Source organism: Bradyrhizobium sp. LB13.1 (assembly GCF_054056815.1).
Genome location: NZ_JBSRYQ010000001.1, coordinates 2,670,966 through 2,695,910, shown reverse-complemented (window position 1 = coordinate 2,695,910; position 24,945 = coordinate 2,670,966). Strand labels below are relative to the sequence as shown.

Here is a 24,945-nt window from a genome sequence, read left to right as displayed (position 1 = left end):
CTTGATCCCGTCAGGGATGGTGGCGGTTTAGCATTCGGTTGCGAAGGTGAATTCATTGGTGCCCCTGCAGCGTCCAATCAGTTAGGCCCTTATTGCACCGCGATTACTCCACTTGCTCCTGGGTGACGTCCGATTTCAGGCCGAGACATTAGCCGGGGCTTGGGCGGCTGCCTATGCAGATTCGGACCTCGAAGCCGGTCGGTGGCCTTCTGGCACCAATCGGACGCGCGACGTCTGTTCTTGGCCCGAACGCGAAGCCCAGACCGGCTCTGACATCGTCAGGTTGTCGTGGTGGACCGGCCGTGACCGGCGGCGGTCAGGACGGCGCCTGTTGACCCAAAGCGGTCATGCGAAGAAGCTACTTACAGGGGCGTCTCTCGTGGTGCGCTTATTGTTCGCGAAACTCTCACCCGCGAGAACACGACCGACTCCGGCCGCGTCGTCCCGCACCGCGCAACGATCGATCCCACGAAGTGAACAGCATTCGAGCTAAAATTGGCCCTTGCCCCACAGGCGACATAGTATGAGATAGGGTTGCTCATCGACCAAACATAACGTCAGTTCGCTCCACCTCAGTGAGAGCTGGCGAACTCAAGCGATATTCTTGGGTCCGAGGACACGGCAATGAGCCACGATGTCAGGGCTTGGCTCGAGGATCTCGGGCTCGGACGATTTGCTGAAACATTCGCCGAGAACGGCGTCGACCTTGATCTGCTGTCCGAGCTCAGTAACGAGGATCTGAAAGATCTCGGGTTTACACGTCTTGCAGACCGCAAGCGTTTGCTCAAAGCAATCGCCGGTCTCGTGCAAACAACGCACTTGACGAAGATACCGGCCTCGATGACCCCCGAGGGGGAACGTCGTCAATTGACGGTAATGTTCTGCGACCTCGTCGATTCCACCGCTCTCTCTAGTACCCTGGACCCTGAACAGCTGCGTGATCTACTGCTCGCTCTATCAGGCGGCATGCGCCGTCGTTATCGACCGCTACGACGGTCATCTCGCGAAATACCTTGGAGATGGTCTCCTCGTCTATTTCGGCCTTCCGCGCGCGCACGAGGATGACGCCCAACGTGCGGTGAGTGCCGGGCTCGATATTGTTGAGGCGGTCGCGCTGCTAAATCGAGATTTGTCAAGGAAGATCGGTATCAAGCTCGGTGTCCGCCTTGGTGTGCACACCGGGCTCGTGGTGGTCGGAGAGATGGGTGCGGTCGGGGCACGCGAGGAAATGGCGATCGTCGGTGAAACACCGAATGTTGCTGCGCGGCTGCAGTCGCTGGCCGCCTCCAATGCCTTGGTGATCAGCGCCAGCACACAGCGGCTCGTCGGTGGCCTTTTCACCTACGAAGACATTGGTGTCCACCAGCTGAAGGGCGTCGCCCGTCCTATGCAGGCGTGGCGAGTGACCGGCGAGCGTCTGACCGAGAGTCGCTTCGAGGCGCTGCATCTTGGCGGGCCATTTCCGCTGATCGGTCGCGAGGAGGAGGTCGATTTTTTGCTGCGCCGCTGGGAGCAGGCGAAGCAGGGCGACGGCCAGGTCGTATTGCTCTGTGGGGAGCCTGGCATCGGCAAGTCGCGGATTGCCGAGGCGCTAATCGAGCGAATAGCGGACCTTCCGCATGTACGGGTGCGGTGCCAATGCTCGGCATATTTCGCGACCAGCGCCCTATATCCCTTCGCGCGCCAGTTGATGCAGGCGGCCGGGTTTCTGCCAACCGATCCGCCCGCGATAAAATTGAACAAACTCGAGCAGATGTTGGCCGAGTCCGGACAGGCAGTGCCCGAGATCGCTTCGCTGTTTGCAGGCCTGCTATCGATCCCGATGGCTCCGCACTATCCCAGGCTGGAGCTGACGGCAGAGATCCTTAAACAGAGAACCGTGGCAGCATTGGTCGATCGAGTGCTTGGGTTGGCGACCCGGAAGCCGGTGCTGATCGTGGTGGAAGACGCGCATTGGATAGACCCTTCGAGCGCAGAGCTGATCGCGGCCGCGATCGATCGGGTGCAGGATTCTCGCGTACTGATCGTGATTACTTACCGACCCGACTACATACCGCCATGGAGCGGCTGCACCCATCTAACCATGCTTATGCTCAATCGGCTCAGCCGAGCGCAGGCAGCTGACATGGTTGGTGCACTGGCTGCCACCGAAGCGCTGCCGGCGGAAATAATTCAGCAGATTGTTGCAAAAGCGGACGGCGTGCCGCTTTTCATCGAGGAGCTGACCAAGGCGGTACTCGAAGCAGGCTTGGCCAACGACGAAACTGTTTGCGGGCGTTACGGGCGATTACAGCTATCGGTTCCGATGACGCTGCAGGACGCGCTGGTTGCGCGGCTGGACCGGACGGCCGGAACGAAGGAAGTCGCGCAAGTGGCGGCGGTGTTGGGCCGCGAATTCAGCGAGGCCCTCTTGACAGCTGTCTTGCCACCGAACCTGGACGCACTGACCGGGGCCTTGGATGCGTTGGTTCAGGCGGGACTGCTGTTCCGCCGTGGCTCGCGCCCTCAAACCAGCTACGTCTTCAAGCACGCGCTGGTGCAGGACGCCACCTACGGAACCCTACTCTTGACCTCCAGAAAGCAACTGCATGCGCAGACCGCCGACGTACTTGAGCAGCAATTCCCAGAGATTGCAGAAGCGCAGCCCGAACTGCTGGCACACCACTACGCGGCCGCCGGCATCTATGATCGCGCGATCGCCTATTGGCAGCGGTCCGCCACGCGTGCGCGCGAACGCTCCAACTACGTCGAGGCTGAGCACGTCTTGACCGCGGCGGTCGCACTTTTGCCGCAACTGCCCGACGAGGCGAGGAAGCGTACTGAGCTTGATCTGCAGATGGCGCTCGGCGCGGTGTACCGGGCCATCCGTGGCTCGGGCTCACTGCAGACTGAGCTCACCTATAAGCGGGCTCGCGCACTATGCGAAGAGGTTGGCGACGCCGATCGGCTGCTGGAAGTCATATATGGACAGTTTGTCGGTGCCTTCAACCGGCCGAAGCTGCACGATGCTGAACGCTATGCGAGCGAGTTCATGGACATTGCGCAGCATGACCATAATCATTCAGCGCTGAAGGTGGCAGAGTACCTGATTGGTAGCACAGCATTCTTGTTGGGTGATCTTGTTCGCGCTCGCCAGCACCTGGAAGATTCGCTGCGCGTCGATGGCGTAGACCGCGGGCGCGTCAATCGTTACTCGCACGGCCAGTATCCCACCTTCCCGCTGACATATCTGGCATGGACCATGTTCGCGCTAGGATTTCCGAACCAGGGGCATGCCTTAGCGGGAGAAGCCGTTGCCGCCTCTAGAGGCGGCTCAGAGTTCTACTACGCGATGGTACTTAGCAACGGTTGCTATCTGCATCACATGTGCGGGGATTGGGCGGCGGTGGAGGCGAATATTGCTACGCTGGTCGACCTTGCAGCGAAGAGAGGGATCGTCGTGTTCCACGCGGTCGCCCGTCTTTTCGAAGGCTGGACACGGGCCAGTCGTGGCGCGCCGGGAGACGGCATCGACTTGATGCGTGATGCGCTGGCAAAGCTCGCCGCAACGGAGCAGAAGGTCGAGCATCCTTACAAGAGAGCGATCCTGGCCGAAACCTGTCTGCGGGCGGGTCGGTGGCCGGAGGCGGAGGAACAACTCGACGAGGCCCTACGCCTAGTGCGGGCCACGGACGAGCGCTGGTATGAGGCGGAGTTGCATCGGCTTGCCGCTGAGCTCGCGCTCGCGAAGGGGGATAAGGTCAGCGCTGAACTGAAATTCGAGCGAGCGCTCGCGCTTGCGACCGCGCAGTCGGCGCGCATGTGGGAGCTACGCGCGGCGACGGGGCTCGCCCGGCTATGGCGCGAGGCAGGCAGGGTTAACGAGGCCCGTACCCTGCTGGCGCCGGTGCTCGGCAGCTTCGCCGAAGGCTTGGACACGCGAGATTTCATTGAGGGCAAGGCAATTCTCGATGAACTGACTTAAAGCACAGTAGCTGGTTGGGCGCCCCGGTGCGGGTCTGTCATCGGGGGCCGGAACTGGCCCGAAGGCGAAGATTGCCATCGTGTCCGGCACGTCGGCAGTCGGGGCGAGAGCGGACATCGAGAAGACGCGGGCAAAATCGACGCGAATGACCCGCAGCAGATATTTGCCGGAGGGCTCACGCGCCGCGCATCCGCCTGCAGAATTTTGCTGGCGGTTACGATTTGCGGGGCGCTACGGCTCCTGCTTCTGCGCGAGTTCTCGCGCAGCCAAACTAAGCTCCAGCTCTCTGAGCTTGCTCCATCAGCCGCTCCAGTCGGATGGCTTCAGTGAATGCACGCCGTGTAACGTCAGTTGGCTCTGGAGGATCGTCGCCATCATGGCTTTGACGCTCATGGGGATCTAGACTGAAAATCAGATCGTCATGAGTTCAATCTGAAGTAGATGCGAAAGATTGCGGATGGACAGGCAGTGACATCTCTCGTGCCTTCGCTCTCAGACATGGAGCGCGGGCCCAATGATCCCCGACAAGAGAGCAACGCACCGAGTGTCATTCGAGAGGCCCATTACTGCCGACATGATGGCGATAGATGGGACGTGGCGACGTGCCTGTACGCTCAAGGACGTCTCGGACTCCGGAGCGAAGCTGCTGGTCGAGGGTTCAGTCCAAGGACTTCCCCTCAAGGAATTCTTCCTGGTGCTCTCCTCACTAGGGTTGGCCTATCTCGCTGCGAGCTTTTGCTTGGGTGAATGGCGAGCAGTTGGGAGTCACGTTCATCGAGACAAACCCAAAAGGAGGAGAGCCCGGGCGCCAGTGCCTGCCGGGCCGCCGCAACGCCCCGTCGATTGCTGTTCCGCGAGCCGTAGCGCCCCTGAAGATCAAGCGACGTGCGCCCCGCTTTCGTCCGGCTTGGGATTCACCGAATGCCGGCGACTGCGGAGCGCCGCCCCCTCCTCCAACTACTTGATTTCCGCTGTCTTGCTGGCTTCGAGTTTGCTGAACAGCGTGGCGAAGACCTGCTTCGCCTTGCCCACTTGCGGCACTGCCTCGGCCTGGTCCGCGTTCACCGGATTACCCACCACAATCATGATGACCATGCCCATCCCGTAATGCGGCAGGCACTTCACGCCGTAGACGCCTTCCTCGTCGAAGGTCACGGCGACGACCCCGCCATTTTTCCCGGCGAAGCTCGCCGCGCCTTCGGGCAGCATGCCCTTGATGGTTTCGGCGTTGTGCCCTTGTCGGTGGGCACGAACTTCACGGTGTCGCCCGGCGCGACCTTCACGAACGACGGTCCGAACACCATCGGCACGCCGTCCGATCCCTTGTTGAGCATCTTCACCTCGATTTCCGCGGCATGCGCGGTCCCCGCCAGCGCCACCACCGCGGCAACCAATGCAGAGATCATCAATTTTCCAGTCATCTCATCCTCGCGTTTGCGCGCCGGCGACCGCCGGCCTCTTGCCCATATTCGGTATACGGACCGGTGGTGCCGGACTTTGCGCCAGCCCAAGCATTCGGCAGGTTCCCTGCCTCCAAGGTCCAGACCGGTGTTGTGGCATGCCGTGGCGCCGGTTAGGGTCCGGCGCACTGCAAGAAAGGGTTCCATGGCCTCCGTCGACCGCTCCCTGGTCGCCAATCTACCGATGTTCGCCGGCCTAAACCCGGCCGAGCAGGATGATCTGCTGCGCGAGGCCCGTTCGGTCCGCTACCCGAAGGGGACCGCCGTGTTCGAGCAGGAAGTCGAAGCCGACCGCTTCTTCGTGCTGCTCCACGGCCATCTCCGCGTCGAGAAGACCACGCCGCAACGTCAGCAGACCGTCGTCCGCTACGTGTCGGCGGGCGAGTTGTTCGGCGTCGCGCAGGCTATGAACCTGTCGCATTACCCGGCGACGGCGGTGGCGGCGGTCGACAGCATCGCGCTCGCCTGGCCCTCCTCATCCTGGCACGCCTGATCGTCAAATATCCGAGCCTCGCGAGCAGCGCGCTGCAGACCGTCGGCAGCCGCCTGCAAGATACCCAGGCCCGCGTGATCGAGATATCGAACGAACAGGTCGAACAGCGGGTCGCGCACGCCTTGCTGCGGCTCGCGAAACAGGCCGGCCGCAAGGTCGAGGCCGGCATCGAGATCGACTTCCCTATCAGCCGGCAGGACGTGGCCGAGATGACGGGGACCACGCTGCACACAGTCAGCCGGATCCTGAGCGCATGGGAGAGCCAAGGGCTGGTCGAAGGAGGCCGGCAGCGGATCGTCCTGCGCGATTCGCAGCGGCTCCTCAAGCTTGCCGATGGTGACGAAGGCGACCGGCCCCGCGCGCCCGGATCCTGACGGCTGGGTGGAGCGCGCCCTCGCGCGATCGAAAACGGCGAGACCCGCTACCAGCACGCATCGGGCGATGATGCCGGTCGTGAGATCTTCGATCAGGGTGAGGCCGAAGGCGGCGATCAGCACGCTGGCGCCGCGCCATTCGTGCAGCAGCCGGACGAATTCTTCCTTCTCGGCCATATTCCAGCACACCACGACGAGCAGACCCGCGAGAGCCGGCAGCGGAATGAAGGCTGCCAGGGGCGACGCGACCATCATGAAAACCAGCACGAAGAGCGCATGCGACATCCCGGATACGGGGCTGGAGGCGCCGGCGCGGATGAGCCCGCTGCGCGAACTGCGGCTGCCGCGGGGCCTCGCGATCATGAAAAACCAGGTGACGGCCGCGGAATACATGCGCTGCGTGGCGGAGGCCGCCTGCCCGCGCGTGCCGCTGCCCGAAGGATCCCGCGACGTGCCTGTCGTCGGCGTCAATTGGAACGACGCGGCGGCCTACGCCGCGTGGATCTCCCGGAAGACCGGCGTGACGCACCGTCTGCCGACCGACGAGGAATGGTCGTTCGCCGCCGCGGAGAAGGTTCGCGACGAAGGCCAGGCGCTTGTGGATCCCGCCGACCCGGCGCAGGCCTGGATCGCGCGCTACGATGCCGAAGCCGCGCGCGCACGCCCCCGCGGCCGTCGGGCCCCAGCCGGTCGGCGCCTTCGACGCCAACAGCAAGGGTCTTGTCGATGTCGGCGGAAACGTCTGGGAGTGGACGCAGACGTGCTTCGTGCGGGCCTCGCTCGACCGCGGGACTGAACACGTCACGAACACCAACTGCGGAGTTCGCGTCGTCGAGCGCGCCCACCGCACCTACATGACCGATTTCATTCGCGACCCGCGGACGGGCGGATGCGCCGCCGGGGTGCCGCCCAACAATCTCGGCTTCAGGCTCGTCGTCGAGTCTTCGAAGTCAGTCGTGGCAAACTTCGCCAGGAATGTGTCGAGAATTCTGACACGCACGTAGATCGGGCCCCTCTCTCGGCGCATTCCGAGGCGCTCTGTCGAAGTTTCAACGGAGAACCGGTTGCTCGAGTCTGCGGCGCAGTCTGGCGCGCGCGTACGTCCTGAACGAAGTGATGCACACTCATCGGCGACGATTCCTATGGCGACTCGTTAGAGAGCGCAGTTCAGGTGTTGTCGCCGGGCTTCCGGTACTAGCCGCGTCGCGAACTCTCACCACAGACTAGCCGAGCTTGTCCGCAAGATCGGTTCAGCTGCTGCGCGTCGAAAGCATGCCGCAATGCAACGTAACATGACATAAAACTCATAATTATCACTCCAAGCACGCTGAAGCGTTCAGCGGAGCTGCAGTTAAGCAATTCGAGCGATGAACGTTTTGCATGCAGACGATAAGTCGCACGCGCGCGAAAGCAGTTGCCATCATCGAAGTGGCGGCTAGATTGTGACCCCGCGCCGAAGGACATTCGATGGCCGACGTATCGAAACACGATGATCCGCATTCGCGAAGCTCCGGCGGCAGACGCTCGGAGCTCCTCGTCTTCGCAATCATTGCCGCCGTCATCTGGCCGATCATGGCGGTCGGCGTGGTCGGAGGCTACGGCTTCCTGGTATGGATGACGCAACTGATTTTGGGCCCGCCGGGCCCGCCGCATCACTGAGGGATCCGCCGATGGAAGAAGCTAACCGCCCGTCCCGACGCTCTCTCATTCTCGGCCGACTTGCCGAACCGGTCGTCCACATCTCCAGCGCCGTCGTCTCGACGCTTCCGCATCGCCAGGACGAGATTGTGCGCAAGCTCGCGGATCTTCCAGAGGTGGAAGTCCATCACCGCAGTCCGTCCAAGATCGTCGTCGTCATGGAGGCTGCCGACAGCGGCGTCCTCGGCAGTCGCCTGGCCGAAATCGCAACGTGGCCTGGAGTGCTGTCGGCCAACATGGTGTTCGAACAGGTCGAGCATTCAGCGGATATCGGAGACTAGCGAATGTCACTCTCGCGACGCGAATTGCTGAAGGCCCAGGCCGCCGCCGTCGCTGCCGCGGCCGCCGGCATCGCCGTTCCAGCGGTCGCCCAGCCCATGGCCGGCGGCGTCGGATCGCTCGAGATCAAATGGTCGAAAGCCCCCTGCCGCTTCTGCGGCACCGGATGCGGTGTAATGGTGGGCGTCAAGGCCGGCAAGGTCGTCGCCAGCCACGGCGACACGCTCGCCGAGGTCAACCGAGGACTGAACTGCATCAAGGGTTATTTTCTCTCCAAGATCATGTACGGCGGTGACCGACTGACCGCGCCACTCCTGCGCAAGAAGGGCGGCGCGTTCGACAAGGACGGCGAACTGACGCCGGTGACGTGGGATGAGGCCTTCGACGTGATGGCCGCCCGCGCCAAGGCGACGCTGAAGGAAAAGGGGCCGACAGCGCTCGGCATGTTCGGCTCCGGGCAATGGACGGTCTACGAAGGTTACGCCGCCACCAAGCTTATGCGCGCGGGCTTCCGCTCCAACAACCTTGATCCGAACGCTCGTCACTGCATGGCGTCGGCGGCGGTCGCCTTCATGCGCACCTTCGGCATGGACGAGCCGATGGGCTGCTACGACGATTTCGAGGCCGCGGACGCCTTCGTGCTGTGGGGTTCGAACATGGCCGAGATGCATCCGATCCTGTGGACGCGTCTCACCGATCGCCGTTTGAGTCATCCACATGTAAAGGTCGCGGTGCTCTCGACCTTCACGCATCGCAGCTCCGACCTCGCCGACATTCCGATCGTGTTCAAGCCGGGCACGGATCTGGCGATCCTGAACTACATCGCCAACCACATCATCACGACCGGACGCGTCAACTGGGACTTCGTCAAGAACCACACCACCTTCGTGAAGGGCGCAGTCGACATCGGCTACGGGTTGCGTCCGGATGACCCAGTCGAGGTCATGGCCAAGGGCGCAGCAGATCCCGGTGCCACCCAACCGATCGACTTCGAGGCCTATGCTGCTTTCGTGAAGGACTACACGCTGGAGAAAGTGTCGGCCCTTACTGGAGTGGAGCGCGGCTTCCTGCAGGAGCTCGCGGAACTCTATGCCGATCCGAAGCGCAAGGTGATGTCGCTCTGGACCATGGGCTTCAACCAGCACGTTCGCGGCGTATGGGCCAATCAGCTCGTCTACAATCTGCACCTCCTGACGGGAAAAATCTCCGAGCCGGGCAATTCGCCGTTCTCGCTGACCGGGCAACCCTCCGCCTGCGGGACCGCGCGCGAGGTCGGCACCTTCGCGCACCGCCTGCCCGCCGACATGGTCGTCACCAATCCGGAGCATCGCAAGCACGCCGAGGAGATATGGCGCATTCCGCACGGCATCATCCCGGAGAAGCCCGGCTACCATGCGGTCGAGCAGGACCGCATGCTGAAGGACGGCAAGCTCAACTTCTACTGGATCCAGGTGAACAACAACCTCCAGGCGGCGCCGAACAATTCCCGGGAGACCTATCCGGGCTACCGCAATCCCGACAACTTCATCGTGGTCTCGGATGCCTACCCTACCGTGACGGCGATGGCCGCTGATCTCGTTCTGCCCGCGGCGATGTGGGTGGAAAAGGAAGGCGCCTACGGTAACGCGGAGCGGCGCACGCATGTCTGGCGGCAACTCGTCGACGCGCCTGGCGAGGCACGCTCGGATCTCTGGCAACTGATGGAATTTTCCAAGCGCTTCACCACCGACGAGGTGTGGCCGGCGCAAATTCTCGACGCCAATCCCAATTACCGCGGCAAGACGCTGTTCGACGTTCTCTACCGCAACGGCAATGTCGACAAGTTCCCGGCAAGCGAAGTGCCCGCCGACTACGAAAATCGCGAGGCGAAGGCCTTCGGCTTCTACGTACAGAAGGGTCTGTTCGAGGAATACGCCGAGTTCGGCCGCGGCCATGGCCACGATCTGGCGCCCTTCGACACCTATCATGACGTACGGGGACTTCGCTGGCCCGTGGTCGACGGCAAGGAGACCAAGTGGCGCTACCGCGAGGGTCTCGATCCCTATGTAAAGCCGGGTAAGGGCGTCGAGTTCTACGGCAACAAGGACGGCAAGGCGCGGATCATCGCGGTGCCCTACGAACCGCCGGCCGAATCCCCCGACAAGGATTATGACGTCTGGCTGGTCACCGGCCGTGTGCTCGAACACTGGCACTCCGGCTCCATGACCATGCGCGTGCCCGAACTCTATAAGGCGTTTCCCGGCGCCCGAGTCTTCATGCATGCGGAGGATGCCCGCGCCCGCGGGATCAATGAGGGCGCGGAGGTCCGGGTGGTTTCCCGCCGGGGTGAGATCAGGAGCCGCGTCGACACCAAGGGGCGCAACCGCATGCCACGCGGTGTCGTCTTCATTCCATGGTTCGATGCCAGCCAACTCATCAACAAGGTGACGCTGGACGCGACCGATCCAATTTCCAAGCAGACGGACTTCAAGAAATGCGCGGTCAAGATCATTCCGGTTTGATTGGCCTTCGCCGAGCAGCGCTTGGTGCGCTGTTCGGCGGCCTGTTGACGTTCGCCTGCGGCGCGATCTACGCCCAGACCGCGTCCCAGAACTTCCCCAAAATCGTGCCGCGCGTGACCGGAGCCGTGGCGCCGATGGGCGACGTCCCGGCGCCACCTCTGGCGCGGCCGGTCATCGACGACAAGCGGCTGATGCGCAATTACCCGGAGCAGCCGCCGATCATCCCGCACTCCATCGACAACTATCAGCTCACCCTGAAGACCAACCGTTGTCTCGATTGCCATCGACGCCAGTTCACCGAAGGATCCGGCGCGCCGATGATCAGCATCACGCACTTCATGGACCGCAACGGTCAGGTGCTCGCCGACGTGACGCCGCGCCGATATTTCTGCACCGCGTGCCACGTCCAGCAGACGGACGCGCAGCCGCTGGTGCCGAGCACGTTCAAGGACATGCTTCTCGTCGACCCTCCTGGGAAGAAGTGAAAAGCATGGTGCAGCGGCTCAAGGCGCTCCTGATGTGGTTCTGGCGGATCGCCAGCCGTCCGAGCGCGCATCTCAGTCTCGGTTTCCTCGCGTTGGGCGGCTTCGTCTGCGGCGTGCTGTTTTGGGGCGCGTTCAACACCGCGCTCGAGGTCACCAACACCGAGAAATTCTGCACGTCCTGCCATGAAATGCGCAGCAACGTATTCGAGGAATTGCAGCACACAGCCCACTTCTCCAACCGCTCGGGCGTCCGCGCCACTTGCCCCGACTGTCACGTTCCGCACGACTGGACGGACAAGATCGCCCGCAAGATGCAGGCATCGAAGGAGGTCTGGGGCAAGATCTTCGGCACCATCGATACCAGGCAGAAGTTTCAGGCCCACCGTCTCGAACTCGCCAAGAACGAGTGGGTCCGGATGAAGGCCAACGATTCGCTGGAGTGCCGCAATTGCCACTCCGCCGTCGCCATGGATTTCACCAAGCAGACCCGACGGGCCGCCGATATCCACGCGAAGTTTCTAGTCACGGGAGAGAAGACCTGCATCGACTGCCACAAGGGCATCGCGCACGAATTGCCAGACATGACCGGCATCGAGCCGGGTTGGCGCGCTCCACCGGAACAAAGGGATCGTCAAAGTGGCTTGCACGACGCCTCGAAGGCCCTCGCCCGGTACCTCCATTCAGTCGGCGGTGGAAAGATGAGCGCGATCGAAACTCCTCGTCTGCAGGTCGAACGATGATGAGGGTGACCATGAGCCGCAAGGGAGATTCATAGCCGGGAACGAGGAAGAAGTCCGGATCATCCTGATCGTGACGCTGACGACACCGAGCCATCTGATCTCGATCGAGATGAAGGCTGCCAGGCGCTGGCTTCCGTGGCTCTGCGCCTACACTTGCGCCCCCGTCAACGCCCTACGACATCACTGAACATAGCCATGGACTCCAGTGTCGTGGCCGCGGGTTGGTGGCGCTGCGGTCGACGTGAACCTGAGCCCGGTAGCCGTCGTACTTGATTTCGTGAATCCAGCCCCCGCGAGGGCTTTCATCTTCAGGGTGGCGAGCTGGGGCTTGATGAATCCCGGCATCTCCGCTTTCGCGGCATGCACGAGGGACTTGGCACGCTTAACCATACGCAACTCGAAACCAACAAATGATCGGACGCCGACTATAATCGGGATTATTTGGTAACCCCATGGATGATGATTTCAACAACGAGCGGACGATTTTGGTCCGCGACCTCGCAGATAAAGCCGACCCCTTCACCCCAAGAGGCGGCTGATCGACCTCGCTCTCCGGTACGAAGCGGGTCTGCCGAGCAAGACCGGGCCCCTTCCGCTGCCGTCGATCGACGAGACGCCACCCAAGCCCTAGTGCAGCCTCCACATCACCATTGCGACGATAACGATGGCGGCGAGAATGCCCCAGATCCCCTTGGCATCGAAATCGAAGCCGGGGTCTTTGAAGCGCAGCTGGTGGTCGGACATGACGCAGCTCTCCATTTGAAAAACTTGAGAGCGAATCCGTCAGGCTGCTTTTTGACTGAGCCACATTTGCCAAATCGTCGCAAAGTCAGTGGCACAGCTTTCGGGCAATCTCCGTTGCTTGAGCCAGATTCGTGGACGGCTGCCGATACGTAGGTTCACTCCGTAGCTTCTCGAAGCGAGCTTCGCCACTAGTCAGAATTCGATCGAGACTTCAAAGAGATCACCGTTTCGATGTGGAGGAGTGGATATCCGCAGACGTTAACGCATCGGCCTGCAGACGCTGTTTCCACGCTCACTGTTCGTATGGTGCGTCGCAGAGCATGCATCCAGAGCGTGCTAGTTGGAGTCGAACTGGACCACGAGCTATGATAGCTACTGCGGTTGGGGATCAGCAGAGCTGAGCCCTACCTAGCCGCGGCGGAGCAATGGCTCGCCGAGCGCGAGGCCGATCTGCTGCCCGTGCTGTACTTCCATGTCGTGTTCACGCTGCCGGCGGCCATCGCCGACATCGCCTACCAGAACAAGGCCGTCATCTACGACCTGCTGTTCAAGGCCTCGGCCGAAACGCTGACCACGATCGCCGCCGGATCCAAAGCATCTGGGCGCCCCCATCGGCATCACCTCCGTGCTGCACAGCTGGGGCTCGGCCATGACCCATCACCCGCACGTCCACATGATCGTACCGGGCGGCGGCATCTCGCTCGATGGCGGGCGCTGGGGTGGCGTGCCGCTCCGGCTTCTTCCTGCCGGTGCGCGTGCTCTCGCGCCTGTTCCGCCGGCTGTTCCTGGAGAAGCTGGTGGCGGCACACGATGCGGGCCGGCTGCAATTCTTAGGCAATCACGCTGCGCTTACCGATGCACAAGCGTTCGCCGCATACCTGACGCCACTGCGCGACGCTGAGTGGGTGGTCTACAGCAAGCGCCCGTTTGCCAGCCCGGCAACACGGCGCAGGGAGGTTCGAGGCTCGAGCAGTTCTGCGCCTCCGCGACACGAACCACGCTGTCACGGCTTCTCCTTGGGCCGTGCCGACGTGTCAGGGCAGCCACCTCGCTGGCGCAGGGTGTGCCGCCCCATTATGAAAGGTCCGCCTATGCAAATGACCTCGTCACGGCTTCGAGTACCGCATCACCCTTAGTACGGACGGTACCCGCCGCCGCAAACGTAGTTGCCGTAGGCGTCGTAGCAGTTGCCGCGGTAGGTCCCGGCCGCGGCTGCTCCGACCGCAGCGGCACCCACCGCTGCCGCACCGACACCGTAGCCACGATAGGCCCCACCACGATAGCCGTATCGCCCGCCGCGCACTGCGACAGCGCCGCCCCGAGCCCCTCGAACTGCCACAGCGCCGCCGCGGTAGCCTCCACCACCGGCCCGATAGCCGCCACCTCCGCGACCGCGAGCATCGGCGTCGTCGGGCGTGAAGGTGATTAGCAGCATGGCCGCAGCTGCCGAAGCGATGAGAATTCGACGCAACATCAGCGTGCTCCTTCTTCGAGAGAGAGATGACGCCGCAGACACCTGCGCATCGCGCCGAACCGCGGGTCTGTCCGAACCCTCGCGCGCGGGAGCTTCGCGCCCTTGACTTGGATCAAACAAACCTCCCGTTCATCTACCTGAACGGGACTGCTCCATCACCCGCTCCATCGCGGGAAGCGCTGGCAAATTCGGCAAGCGCTCGGTCAGCAACGCGCGGCATATGCGCAAGGCAGCCTCGGGCCTGTTCAACTGGGCCGCAGAGGCAGGCCGCGATTACGTGACTTCCAGCCCGTGCGCCAATCTGCCGAAACTCGATCCGGAACACCCGCGCACCCGAGTCCTGTCCGAAGACGAGATCGGCATCTTCTGGCACGGTCTAGACCGCGACGACCTGCCGTGGGATCGCCGCACACGCCTCGCGCTCAAGTTCGAGTTGGTCACCATGCTGCGCTCACGCGAACTGCTCGGTGCGCAACGCGATGAGCTGTTCGATCTGGATGGCGACAACTCGCGTTTCGACGTCCCCCTCAAGCGGGTTAAGAAGCGGCGGATGATCCAGCAGCCTCTGTCGGACCTCGCGGTGGAGATCATCAACGAGGCGCTGACATCAAAGGATCAGCAGTTCGTATTCGAGAGCCCCACGTACAAGGGCCAGCCGATCCACCGAAAGGCGATGGCCGACGCATTGCGCGGCACGAAACATGAGAAGAACAAAGACAAATCCGAGACGCCCGGGCTCTGTGAGTTATTCGGCCTCAAGCCGTTCACGCCACACGATCTGCGCCGGACGGCAGCGACGGTGACCTCGGTTTTGACGATGCATGGATCGCGAAGTGCCTCGATCACGCGGCCATCAAGCAGTCCGAACAGATCGTTCCGACCGTTACTAACAAGGTGTACAACCACTCCAAGCGAATCAAGGAGAAGCGTGCTGTGCTGGACGGCGTGGCGACCGAGCTCTGGCGGATTATCGAAGCATCGAAGCTCAACGCCGCGATATTGGGCTCGCGGCCTAATATACCGAACCCCTTTCCCCTTGTGGAAAGTCCATCGTAGAAACAATCGCTTCTCATGCGAGCGTATGGCCGGCAAACAATTGGATTTCCGCCATCGTCAGGAGGCGAGCGGCCTGAGCCGCTCGCTGACGCGATGAACTACGTCATCAGTGAAATCGATGTTGCTGTAGGGAGGTCCCGTCAACCTTGGGTCCTTAGATATGCGTCAACGAACCTCGCTCGAAATCATTGCTTATGCGGCGGCCGATCGAGCCGCAACCTCTGCGCTCTCATTCGCTTTATTTCCTCGTCAAGTTCCGCAATCTTGTCATCGCGCCGCGTGTTCTTCTTCGGCGTATCGCTGCTCCGCAATTTTTCAAGCGCTTTCTCGACAGAGAGTTTGTTGATTTCAGCCATCTCGGTCCTCGATCACCTGCTGTCTGTTTGCTTCGTCACGATTTGGAAACCCGCTTCATCCAACGCTCGCAGTATCGTCTGAATCAAGTGCGTGCATTCGTCAGGCAGGATCCAGCTGGGACCTCTCCAATCAGGATCGCCTTCCATTGGGTAGTTGTCAAAGGCCGAACGAATGGCGGCCGTCATGGCATCGGCAGGGTCCAGCACCGGAGCCTCCATCTAATGGATATTGCCGCATGTAATTCTTGATGTAGATCAAAATCTCTCGTGCCGCATAGTGGAATCCATTCCACCAGCAGTAAGTCGGCTCTCAGGATAAACTATCAACGACGGATCTTCGATTTCCCCGGTCAGCGCGCCCGTGATGTCGTTCCTGAGAATCCGCACGGAATCTTCAAATCAGGCCGACAGGCTCATGCAGCTATTCCGGGGCGGCCTTGATCTAGATCAAGCAGGGGAAGCCGATCGAAAACCACCATCCGGCAACGTCGCCCATGCGGGTTCACCCCCCCTTCGGGCACACCAATCAAACATACGCTGGTGGGGAGACGTCCATGAAGGCAAGTACCGCTCTCAAAAAGGAAGCTGTTGCTGGAGATTGCTGGAGCGGGTTTCAGCCGGGCGACTGGCAGACTTCCATTAACGTTCGCGACTTCATCGTTCGGAACTCTACGCCATATTACGGCGACGAGGACTTCCTGACCGGCCCATCGCAGCGCACAAAGACCGTGTGGGCGAAACTGCAGCCGTACTTCGCCGACGAGAGGAAGAAGGGAGTGCTCGCGGTCGACGCAGCGACCCCATCCACGCTGCTGGCCCACCAAGCCGGTTACATCGACCGTGATAACGAGCTCGTGGTGGGCCTTCAGACCGACCAGCCGTTCAAGCGCGCGATCTTCCCATACGGTGGTCTGCGGATGGTCGAGGCCGGCCTGAAGGCTGCTGGTTGTGCGCCTGATCCAGCCGTCCACGAAGCGTTCACGAAATACCGCAAATCGCACAATGACGGCGTGTTCGACGCCTACACGCCCGAAATCATGAATTGCCGGCGCTCCGGCATCATCACGGGCCTCCCGGACGCGTACGGCCGCGGCCGCATCATCGGCGACTATCGTCGAGTCGCGCTATATGGGACCGACCGCCTGCTTGAGGTCAAGCGCCAGGAACGCACGCAGATCGACGACATGTGGCCGACCGACGAGATCATCCGGTCGCGCGAGGAGTTGTCCGAACAGACGCGCGCACTCGAGGATTTGGCCTCGATGGCGAAGCTCTACGACCGCGACATTTCCAAACCGGCCGCGAACGCCCGGGAAGCCTTCCAGTGGACCTACTTCGCCTATCTCGGCGCCATCAAGGAAGCCAACGGTGCGGCAATGTCGATCGGCCGCATCTCGAGCTTCCTCGACATCTACATCGAGCGCGATCTGAAGACGGAAGTTCTGAACGAAGCCGGTGCGCAGGAGCTCTGGGACCAGTTGGTGCAAAAGCTCCGCATCGTCCGTTTCCTCCGCACCCCCGACTACGATGCGCTGTTCAGCGGCGACCCCTATTGGGCGACCGAATGCGTCGGCGGCATGGACCTGGATGGCCGGGCTCTCGTCACAAAAAGCAGCTACCGTATGCTGCACACGCTCTACAATTTGGGGCCGGCTCCCGAACCGAACATCACGATACTCTGGTCAAACCATATGCCCGCGCCATTCAAGCGCTATTGCGTGAAGGTGAGCAAGGACACCTCCTCACTGCAATACGAGAACGACGATCTGATGCGGCCGTTCTGGGGCGACGACTACGCTATTGCCTGCTGCGTTTCGGCGATGAAGCTGGGCAAGCAGATGCAGTTCTTCGGCGCGCGCGTCAACCTTGCGAAGGCGCTGCTATACGCGATCAACGGCGGCCGTGACGAGGTCTCCGGCGATCAGATCGCACCCCAGACGATGCCGGTCGCGGGCGACTTCCTTGACTACGACGACGTCATGGCCAAGTTCAACATCACGATGGAATGGCTGGCCGAGACCTACGTCCATGCCATGAACTGCATCCACTACATGCACGACAAGTATTTCTACGAGCGGCTGGAGATGGCGCTTCATGACCGCGACGTCCTGCGCACGATGGCGTTCGGAATTGCTGGTCTTTCGGTGGTGGCCGACAGCCTCAGCGCCATAAAATACGGGAAGATCCGCCTAGTGCGGGACGATAAGGGGATCGTGGTCGACTACCAGAACGAGGGCAACAAGCCGACGCCACAGTTCGGCAACAACGACGACCGGGTCGATCTGATCGCGTCCAGTCTCGTCACCAGCTTCATGGAGAAGATCCGCAAGCATCCGACCTACCGCAACGCGACCCATACCCAAAGCGTGCTCACGATCACCTCCAACGTCGTCTACGGCAAGGCTACCGGAAACACCCCGGACGGACGGCGCAAGGGCGAGCCATTCGGACCCGGCGCCAACCCGATGCACGGACGCGACAGCCATGGCTGGCTCGCCTCCTGCTTGTCAGTCGCCAAGCTTCCCTACAAGGATGCGCAGGACGGCATCAGCTACACGGTCTCCGTCGCGCCTCAGAAGGCGCACCTGTCGGAAGGCCAGCTTATCGACGAGGCGGTTAAGGCCTTCGACGTCTATTTCGATCGTGGCGGCTTTCACATGAACCTGAACGTCATCGACAAGGAGACGCTCGAAGACGCGATGAAGAACCCGGACAAATATCCGCAGCTCACCATCCGGGTATCGGGTTACGCCGTGAATTTCGTCCGACTGACACCGGAACAACAGCGTGACGTGATCAGCCGCACCTTCCACGGCCAGATTTGAACGAGGTGCACCATGTCGACGGTGCTGGCACTGGAACCCGGAAGTCGTCATGATCTCCGGGTCGGGCTTTCGCCAGACGCGCCCGATGAGGACAAGGTCAAGGACCAGGAAGGCGCGTTCGGATATTGCCATTCCTATGAGACGTCGTCCCGCTATGACGGGCCCGGTCTGCGGATCGTGCTTTTCACCTCGGGCTGCCTGCTGCGGTGCACTTATTGCCACAACCCGGACACCTGGCATCTCAAGGACGGCACCTACGTTTCGGCCGACCAGGTGCTCCGCCGCCTCGCCGATTTCGTGCCCTCGATCCAGACCCTTGGCGGCGGACTAACCATCTCCGGCGGCGAGGCAATGGTGCAGCGTGCGTTCACGCAACGGATCTTCGCAGGCGCCAGAAAAATGGGTCTGCACACGGCGATCCAGACCTCCGGATTCCTCGGCGACCGCACCGACGACGCCTACCTGGCCGAGATCGACCTGGTGCTTCTCGACGTCAAAAGCTCGGATCCGGAAACCTACAAGCGGGTGACCGGGCGCGACATCGCGCCGACGCTTCGCTTCGCCGAGCGGCTGGCTACGATGTCGAAGCCGGTCTGGATCCGCTTCACCCTCGTTCCGGGCGAGACCGACGATCCGGCGAATGTCGACGGCATCGCCCGTTTCGTCGCCCCCATGAAGAACGTTGAATGGGTCGAGGTGCAGCCTTTCCACCAGATGGGCGCGTTCAAGTGGAAGGCGATGGATCTCGAATACAAGCTCGAAAACACCCCGCCAGCCAGCCGGGATCTGGTCGAGCGGGTGCTCGGACAGTTCCGGGCCGCGGGGTGCAAGGCGCGCTGATCGATCGATTATCCGACGAATCCCGGGGGGAGTTCACAGACATGTTGGATCTTGCACGCGACATTATCGGAAGCCAGCCGATCCTGACGGCGTTTCTAGCGATCGGACTGGGCTATCTCGTCGGTCAGATCAGTATCGCCGGATTTTCTATGGGGGTTGGCGCGGTTCTGTTCGTCGGTCTTGCGATAGGCGCGTTCGCGCCGAAGGCTCAAATTATCGGACCAATCGGACTGACCGGTCTGATCATGTTCCTGTACGGCATCGGGATTCTTTATGGCCGGCAATTCTTCGAGGGTATGTTTGGAGTCGGGCAGAAGTACAATCTGCTGGCCCTTGTCGCATGCCTGGCCGGTCTGGCCGTTGCGCTTGGACTAGGGCACATTTTCGGCATCAAGATTGGACACACCCTTGGTCTGTATGCCGGATCGATGACGAGCACCGCGTCGCTTCAAGCCGCGCTTGAGGTCATGAAGAACAAGGATCCGTCGATCGGCTATTCAATCGCCTACCCCTTTGGGGTTATCGGGCCGATCCTCTGCATTTACGTCATGACGCGCATCGTGAAGCCAAAATTTCCGGCGAAGGCCCAGCGCTTCCATATGGGCGAGATTTCGATCGACCAATCGTTTGCTGGAAAGAAGCTCGACGAACTGACCAGCAACGCCCTCGCCGACGTCCAAGTTACGATGGTACGAAAGGACGGTCGCAACTTCGTTCCGACACCCGATACGACTTTATCAGCGGGCGACGCTCTTCTGGTCGTCGCCGAGAGCGAGCTGGCGATAGCCAAGGCGGCCGCGCAGCTGGGCAGCCTGGACCCCGGCCGGCTGGCAAGCGACCGCGCTAATCTGGACTACATCCGAGTCTTTGTGGGAAAGGCCAGCGTGGTCGGTGTGCCTCTTTCGAGCCTTCCGATGCCGGCCGGCTACCCGACACATCTGCTGCACGTTCGGCGATACGATGCCGACCTGGTGCCGTCATCCGACTTGATGCTTGAATTCGGCGACCGGGTCGGCGTGCTGATGCCTCCTGACCGCAAGGAAGAGATCCGGCGTCACTTCGGCGACACGGTGAAGGCGGCGGCCGAATTCAGCTATGTCTCGCTCGGCATCGGGATGGTCCTAGGTGTCCTGCTCGGTCTTATTCCGATTCCAATCCCGGGCGTCGGTATCGTGACGCTCGGCATCGGGGGCGGGCCACTCATCGTTGCGCTCATTCTCGGCCGTCTCCGTCGCACCGGACCCATGCTCTGGACCATGCCCCTGCCCGCCAACATCGTCCTTCGAAACTTTGGCCTCGCCATATTTCTCGCAACAGTCGGGGTCAATTCCGGACAGCCCTTTGTCCGCACCGTGGCCGAGTCAGGCTTCACGATGCTGTTCATCGGTGTAGCCGTGCTCCTAACAACGGTATTCATCGTCCTACTGATCGGACACTATGTCATGAAGATTCCCTACGACGATCTGGTCGGCGTGGCATCCGGAGCGACGGGCAACCCCGCCATTCTGGTCTACTCAACCAAGATGGCGCCAACCGAACGCCCGGATGTCGGCTACGCTATGATCTTCCCGTCGATGACGCTGCTGAAGGTCATCGCTGCGCAAATCATCGGACTGCTGGCGACAAGCGGCGCGGGCGGATAGTGGCGCCATCGGTTACGGGCAAGGAAAACCAGCGATGTCCGACCGAGAATCTGCGCCGCAGCCGCCCATATTCAATCTGCAGGCCTACAGCCCTGCCGAAATCAAGGAGGCCGTCGAGAAGGTCGGCGTGAAGAAGGCCAGTTTGCCCCCTCTCGCCTCCTTCATGCTGGCGGTCGTCGCAGGCGGCGGCGTCGGCTTCGGCGCCCTCTATTACACGATCGTCGCCAGTGACGCGGAGCTCAGCTTCGCCACCATACGCATCGTCGGCGGGCTGGTCTTCTCGCTGGGTCTGGCGCTGGTCCTGGTGGGAGGCGCCGAATTGTTTACAGGCAACAACCTGATCGTGATGGCCTGGGCGAGCGGAAAGGTCTCCACGGGGACGATGCTGCGCAACTGGGCCATTGTTTGGTTGGGCAATCTGCTCGGATCCCTCGGGCTGGTCGTCCTGGTCTTTTTTTCCCATCATCTCGACATGAATGACGGCGCGATCGGTCTATCCATCCTGAAGACAGCTGCCAGCAAGGTCCGTCCCGATATGATGACGTTGTTCGTCAAGGGCATTCTTTGCAATGTGCTGGTGTGCGCGTCCGTCTGGCTGGCCTATGCCGGCCGGTCGGTCACCGACAAGATCGTCGCGGTCATATTGCCAGTTTCAGCTTTCGTAGCAGCCGGGTTCGAGCACTGCGTAGCCAACATGTACTTTCTGCCCTTGGCGTGGCTGCTGGTCCAAACCGGCCACGTTCCGGCGAGTTTCGATACTTCGTCCATCACGATCGCCGGGATCGTCCACAATCTCGTGCCGGTCACGCTCGGCAACATCGTCGGCGGTGCCGGCTTCGTCGGCGCCGCCTACTGGGCGATCTACCGGGCCGCGTTCGGCCCAGCGTATCGGGGACAGAAGTAACTGCTCAAGCTTTCACAGCGCGTAAAGGATTGCCGTCATGCCGCTTCGGAAATCCGATCGTCTCGCGATCGAGATCGAAGGCGGCCAGAAACCCGCCTGCGTCGCCGAGCTGATCGCCCTCACCATCGATAAGTGCGTTCAGTCGATGATATTATAGCCACCGTCGACGTAGAGCACGCTCCCGGTGATCAGTTTGGCGCCGTCGAGCGCCAGGAATGCGGTGGCATTGCCGACATCGTCGATCGTGACGAGGCTGCGCGCCGGCGCAGTCGACTGCGCCTTGTCCATCAATTCGTCGAACTCCGGAATGCCCGAGGCGGCGCGAGTGGCGAGCGGCCCAGGGGAGATCGCATGGACACGGATGCCCTTCGGACCGAGCTCCGCCGCAATGTATCGGACGGCAGCTTCGAGCGCCGCTTTCGCCACACCCATCACATTGTAATTAGCCACCACTCTTTGGCTGCCGTAGTACGTCATGGTGAACATCGTGCCGCCATTCTTCATCAAGGGCTCGGCGAGATGGGCCATCCGCATGAACGACCAGCACGAGACGTCCATCGTCTTGAGGAATCCGTCCCGGTCAACGTCCACGACGCGCCCATGCAGCGCTTCCTTCGGCGAGAAGGCGATCGAGTGCAGCAGAAAATCGAGCTGTTCCCACTCACTCGCGATGCGCTCGAACACCTGTTCCATCTGGCCTTCGACCATGACGTCAAGCGGCATGAAGATCGGCGCTTCAAGCGCCTGTGCCAACGGCTCGACATGCTTCTTCGCACGGTCGTTGAGATAGGTGACAGCGAGATCGGCGCCGAGCGCTCGAAACGCCCTCGCGCAACCCCAGGCGATCGACTGATCGTTGGCGATGCCGACGACAAGACCTTTTTTCCCTCTCAGGGCGACTTTGCTATCCGGGAATACCGGGATCATGACACCCTCTCTTTTCCGGCGTTGGGCGACTGGTCGCCGACCAGCAGCGACAGCGTGTGCTGCGCGATCATCAATTCCTCGTCGGTCGGTACGACGTAGACGGGAATCCGACTGTTGGTCCGCGAGATCATCCGCGCATGGCGCGCGTTCTCGGTCGCATCAAGCACAGCGCCTAGCCAACCAAGTTGCTCCGTCACACGTGCGCGAACGCCTGCGGAGTTCTCACCGATGCCAGCGGTGAAAACGAAGGCGTCGAGGCCCTGGAGTGCGGCCGCAAGCATGCCGGCGTTGAGTCCGATCCGATAGACGAAATAGTCGATCGCCAGCTTCGCCTTGGCATCTTCACTGGCCTCGAGTTCACGCATGTCGTTGCTGACGCCCGAAAGCCCCTTCAGGCCGCAATCGCGATAGAGGAAATCCTGTACCGCCGACGCGGACATGCCCTTTTCAGACATCAGATACAGCACGACTCCTGGATCGAGCTGGCCCGGACGCGTCCCCATCGGCAACCCGTCCAGCGCGGTGAATCCCATGGTGCTCTCGACGCTTCGACCTTCCTTAAGCGCACACATCGAGGCGCCGCTACCAAGATGGGCAACGATGACCCGGCGCTTCGCGATCTCCGGCGCGATGTGCGGCAATGCCTTTGAGATGTATTCGTAGGAGAGGCCGTGAAAGCCATACCGCCGCACTGCCCTCGGCATGAAGCTGATGCGGGATCGCATAATGATCGGCGACGGCGTCGTGGGTGCGATGAAACGCGGTGTCGAAACAGGCGACCTGCGGCAGCGTGGGGAAATTGGCAAGGATCGAACGGATCGGCGCCAGATTGTGCGGCTGATGCAGCGGCGCAAGGCTGACGAAGCGCCCCAGGCGCGCGACCACGCCGTGGTCGATCAGGATCGGCTGCTCATAGTCCGGCCCACCATGTACGACGCGATGCCCGACCGCCATTGGCTGAATGCGGAGCTCGTTCCGCAGCCAGTCTCCTGCAACCCCCATCGCGGCCGGAACGTCTGGCACCGCCTCGAGCGGATAGGCGCGATCGGCCAAGAGATCGCCGGTCGCCCCACTCGCGCGCAACCGCGGACGGCTGCCGATACCGTCCATCTGGCCCTTGATATGCCGGCGCAGCCTGCCCTCGCCCTCGGCCGCGAAGATCTGGAACTTGACGCTGGAGGAGCCTGCATTGACGACGAGGATCGTATCCATGGCGATCACGCTGCCACTGTTGGAGCTTTTTTCCGCCGCGCGTGGGCATAAAGCGCGGCCACCGCGCAGGACGCCATCCGCGCGCGTGCCGAGTCTGCGCGCGACGTCAGAACGATCGGAACGCGGGCGCCGAGCACAATGCCGGCGCCGTCGGCCTTGGCGAAGTAGGCGAGGTTTTTCGCCAGCATGTTGCCGGATTCGAGATCGGGTACGACGAGTATCTGTGCGCGGCCGGCGACCTGGGACGTGATGCCTTTGATCTGTGCCGCTTCTACGTCGATGGCGTTGTCGAACGCCAGCGGCCCGTCCAGCACACCACCGCTGATCTGGCCGCGGTCGGCCATCTTGCACAGCGCCGCCGCCTCGATCGTCGATGGAATCTTGCTGGTGACGGTCTCGACCGCCGACAGGATCGCTACACGCGGGGATATGCCGAACCCCGCCTGCACATAGAGATCGATGGCGTTCTGGATGATGTCCCGCTTGGCGTCGAGGTCGGGAAAGATGTTGATGGCTGCGTCGGTCACGAAGATAGTCTCGGCGTAGGCCGGCACGTCCATCACGAAGACATGGCTGATACGCCGATCGGTGCGCAAACCGCCGACCTTCGCCGTCACCGCTCGCATCAATTCGTCGGTGTGCAGGCTGCCTTTCATCAGCATTTCACCCTTGGCTGCATGAATTAGTTCAACACCCTTGGCGGCGGCCTCATCACTATGCGCGGCGTCGACGATCTCCAAGCCGGAGATGTCGAGCCGGTGCGTCCTCGCCGTATCCCTGATCTTCCGTTCAGGACCCACTAGGATCGGCCGGATGATGCCGGCGAGTGCACTATCGACGGCTCCACGCAACGATGTTTCGTCGCAGGGATGCACGACAACGGTTGGAGTCGGCAGTACGGCCTTGGCGGCCGCGATCAGGCGATCGTACTTGCTGCGAGACTGTGTTTGCGTCGCATCGACTGACATGG

Annotated in this window: 17 protein-coding genes and 8 pseudogenes; 17 read left to right on the top strand and 8 right to left on the bottom strand. The window is 61.8% G+C overall.

Translation table 11 applies throughout. The features are described 5' to 3' along the window. Window positions 1–624 precede the first annotated feature (624 nt). From ACVWYI_RS12780 to ACVWYI_RS12770, 3 genes and pseudogenes are all read left to right on the top strand, one after another. A pseudogene (locus ACVWYI_RS12780) lies at window positions 625–792 on the top strand (SAM domain-containing protein); the annotation flags it as partial. Between the two features lie 145 nt (window positions 793–937). Beyond that, entirely contained in the window at window positions 938–3,964 is a 3,027-nt protein-coding gene (locus ACVWYI_RS12775) for an ATP-binding protein (protein WP_456662215.1), read from the top strand. A 514-nt stretch (window positions 3,965–4,478) separates the two neighbouring features. Beyond that, window positions 4,479–4,755 (top strand): annotated as a pseudogene (locus tag ACVWYI_RS12770) (PilZ domain-containing protein); the annotation flags it as partial. Window positions 4,756–4,921: 166 nt separating this feature from the next. On the opposite strand, the pseudogene ACVWYI_RS12765 reads toward ACVWYI_RS12770, so the two are convergent. Further along, a pseudogene (locus ACVWYI_RS12765) lies at window positions 4,922–5,385 on the bottom strand (pseudoazurin). A gap of 184 nt (window positions 5,386–5,569) precedes the next feature. Between ACVWYI_RS12765 and ACVWYI_RS12760 the strand changes: the two are divergent. After that, window positions 5,570–6,291, top strand: a pseudogene (locus ACVWYI_RS12760) (Crp/Fnr family transcriptional regulator). Between the two features lie 201 nt (window positions 6,292–6,492). Here the strand turns inward: ACVWYI_RS12760 and ACVWYI_RS12755 are convergent. Next, window positions 6,493–6,576 (bottom strand): annotated as a pseudogene (locus tag ACVWYI_RS12755) (hypothetical protein); the annotation flags it as partial. On the opposite strand from ACVWYI_RS12755, the pseudogene ACVWYI_RS12750 reads away from it, so the two are divergent. The 8 genes and pseudogenes from ACVWYI_RS12750 to ACVWYI_RS12715 form a co-directional block, all read left to right on the top strand. Next, window positions 6,545–6,892, top strand: a pseudogene (locus tag ACVWYI_RS12750) (formylglycine-generating enzyme family protein); the annotation flags it as partial. The pseudogenes ACVWYI_RS12755 and ACVWYI_RS12750 sit on opposite strands and share 32 nt — an antisense overlap. Before the next feature lie 40 nt (window positions 6,893–6,932). Beyond that, window positions 6,933–7,295, top strand: a complete 363-nt coding sequence (locus tag ACVWYI_RS12745) for an SUMF1/EgtB/PvdO family nonheme iron enzyme (protein ID WP_456662214.1) — start codon at window positions 6,933–6,935, stop codon at window positions 7,293–7,295. A gap of 463 nt (window positions 7,296–7,758) precedes the next feature. After that, window positions 7,759–7,950 (top strand): periplasmic nitrate reductase, NapE protein, encoded by a 192-nt coding sequence (gene napE / locus ACVWYI_RS12740; protein WP_456662213.1) that lies wholly within the window; start codon window positions 7,759–7,761, stop codon window positions 7,948–7,950. A gap of 11 nt (window positions 7,951–7,961) precedes the next feature. Further along, a complete protein-coding gene (locus tag ACVWYI_RS12735; RefSeq protein ID WP_456662212.1) occupies window positions 7,962–8,270 on the top strand; it encodes a chaperone NapD in 309 nt (102 codons plus the stop codon). 3 nt (window positions 8,271–8,273) lie between these two features. Continuing rightward, window positions 8,274–10,769 carry a periplasmic nitrate reductase subunit alpha gene (gene napA, locus ACVWYI_RS12730; protein ID WP_456662211.1) on the top strand — a complete coding sequence of 832 codons (2,496 nt, stop codon included), beginning with the start codon at window positions 8,274–8,276 and terminating at the stop codon, window positions 10,767–10,769. Continuing rightward, a complete protein-coding gene (locus ACVWYI_RS12725) occupies window positions 10,742–11,254 on the top strand; it encodes a nitrate reductase cytochrome c-type subunit (protein ID WP_456662210.1) in 513 nt (170 codons plus the stop codon). The genes napA and ACVWYI_RS12725 overlap by 28 nt, the downstream gene beginning before the upstream one ends. A 5-nt stretch (window positions 11,255–11,259) precedes the next feature. After that, window positions 11,260–11,994 (top strand): cytochrome c3 family protein, encoded by a 735-nt coding sequence (locus ACVWYI_RS12720; protein WP_456662209.1) that lies wholly within the window; start codon window positions 11,260–11,262, stop codon window positions 11,992–11,994. Between the two features lie 1,161 nt (window positions 11,995–13,155). Further along, window positions 13,156–13,676 (top strand): annotated as a pseudogene (locus ACVWYI_RS12715) (IS91 family transposase); the annotation flags it as partial. Window positions 13,677–13,870: 194 nt separating this feature from the next. Here ACVWYI_RS12715 and ACVWYI_RS12710 read toward each other — a convergent pair. Further along, on the bottom strand, window positions 13,871–14,212 hold the full coding sequence (locus tag ACVWYI_RS12710; RefSeq protein WP_456662208.1) for a hypothetical protein: 342 nt from the start codon (window positions 14,210–14,212) through the stop codon (window positions 13,871–13,873). A gap of 220 nt (window positions 14,213–14,432) precedes the next feature. Between ACVWYI_RS12710 and ACVWYI_RS12705 the strand changes: the two genes are divergently transcribed. After that, complete coding sequence (locus ACVWYI_RS12705) at window positions 14,433–15,365, top strand: tyrosine-type recombinase/integrase (protein WP_456662207.1); 933 nt, start codon at window positions 14,433–14,435, stop codon at window positions 15,363–15,365. 88 nt (window positions 15,366–15,453) lie between these two features. Here the strand turns inward: ACVWYI_RS12705 and ACVWYI_RS12700 are convergent, their stop codons facing one another. Then, a complete protein-coding gene (locus tag ACVWYI_RS12700; protein WP_456662206.1) occupies window positions 15,454–15,624 on the bottom strand; it encodes a hypothetical protein in 171 nt (56 codons plus the stop codon). A gap of 12 nt (window positions 15,625–15,636) precedes the next feature. Continuing rightward, window positions 15,637–15,831 carry a hypothetical protein gene (locus ACVWYI_RS12695; RefSeq protein ID WP_456662205.1) on the bottom strand — a complete coding sequence of 65 codons (195 nt, stop codon included), beginning with the start codon at window positions 15,829–15,831 and terminating at the stop codon, window positions 15,637–15,639. Between the two features lie 347 nt (window positions 15,832–16,178). On the opposite strand from ACVWYI_RS12695, the gene pflB reads away from it, so the two are divergent. From pflB to ACVWYI_RS12675, 4 genes are read left to right on the top strand one after another with little or no spacing between them, the layout of a single operon-like run. After that, window positions 16,179–18,449, top strand: coding sequence for a formate C-acetyltransferase (gene pflB, locus ACVWYI_RS12690; protein ID WP_456662204.1), 2,271 nt, complete (start codon window positions 16,179–16,181; stop codon window positions 18,447–18,449). A gap of 12 nt (window positions 18,450–18,461) precedes the next feature. Continuing rightward, window positions 18,462–19,289 carry a pyruvate formate-lyase-activating protein gene (pflA, locus tag ACVWYI_RS12685; RefSeq protein ID WP_456662203.1) on the top strand — a complete coding sequence of 276 codons (828 nt, stop codon included), beginning with the start codon at window positions 18,462–18,464 and terminating at the stop codon, window positions 19,287–19,289. Between the two features lie 41 nt (window positions 19,290–19,330). Next, window positions 19,331–20,932 carry an aspartate:alanine exchanger family transporter gene (locus ACVWYI_RS12680; RefSeq protein WP_456662202.1) on the top strand — a complete coding sequence of 534 codons (1,602 nt, stop codon included), beginning with the start codon at window positions 19,331–19,333 and terminating at the stop codon, window positions 20,930–20,932. 34 nt (window positions 20,933–20,966) lie between these two features. Next, window positions 20,967–21,836 carry a formate/nitrite transporter family protein gene (locus tag ACVWYI_RS12675; protein WP_456662201.1) on the top strand — a complete coding sequence of 290 codons (870 nt, stop codon included), beginning with the start codon at window positions 20,967–20,969 and terminating at the stop codon, window positions 21,834–21,836. A 138-nt stretch (window positions 21,837–21,974) separates the two neighbouring features. Here ACVWYI_RS12675 and fabI read toward each other — a convergent pair whose 3' ends face one another. From fabI to ACVWYI_RS12660, 3 genes and pseudogenes are all read right to left on the bottom strand, one after another. Then, window positions 21,975–22,763: an enoyl-ACP reductase FabI gene (gene fabI, locus ACVWYI_RS12670; protein WP_456662200.1), complete on the bottom strand. Its 789-nt coding sequence runs from the start codon at window positions 22,761–22,763 to the stop codon at window positions 21,975–21,977. Beyond that, window positions 22,760–23,975 (bottom strand): annotated as a pseudogene (locus tag ACVWYI_RS12665) (acetate/propionate family kinase). The gene fabI and the pseudogene ACVWYI_RS12665 overlap by 4 nt, the downstream one beginning before the upstream one ends. Window positions 23,976–23,980: 5 nt before the next feature. Beyond that, window positions 23,981–24,943, bottom strand: coding sequence for a phosphate acetyltransferase (locus tag ACVWYI_RS12660; protein WP_456662199.1), 963 nt, complete (start codon window positions 24,941–24,943; stop codon window positions 23,981–23,983). Between the last annotated feature and the right edge of the window lie 2 nt (window positions 24,944–24,945).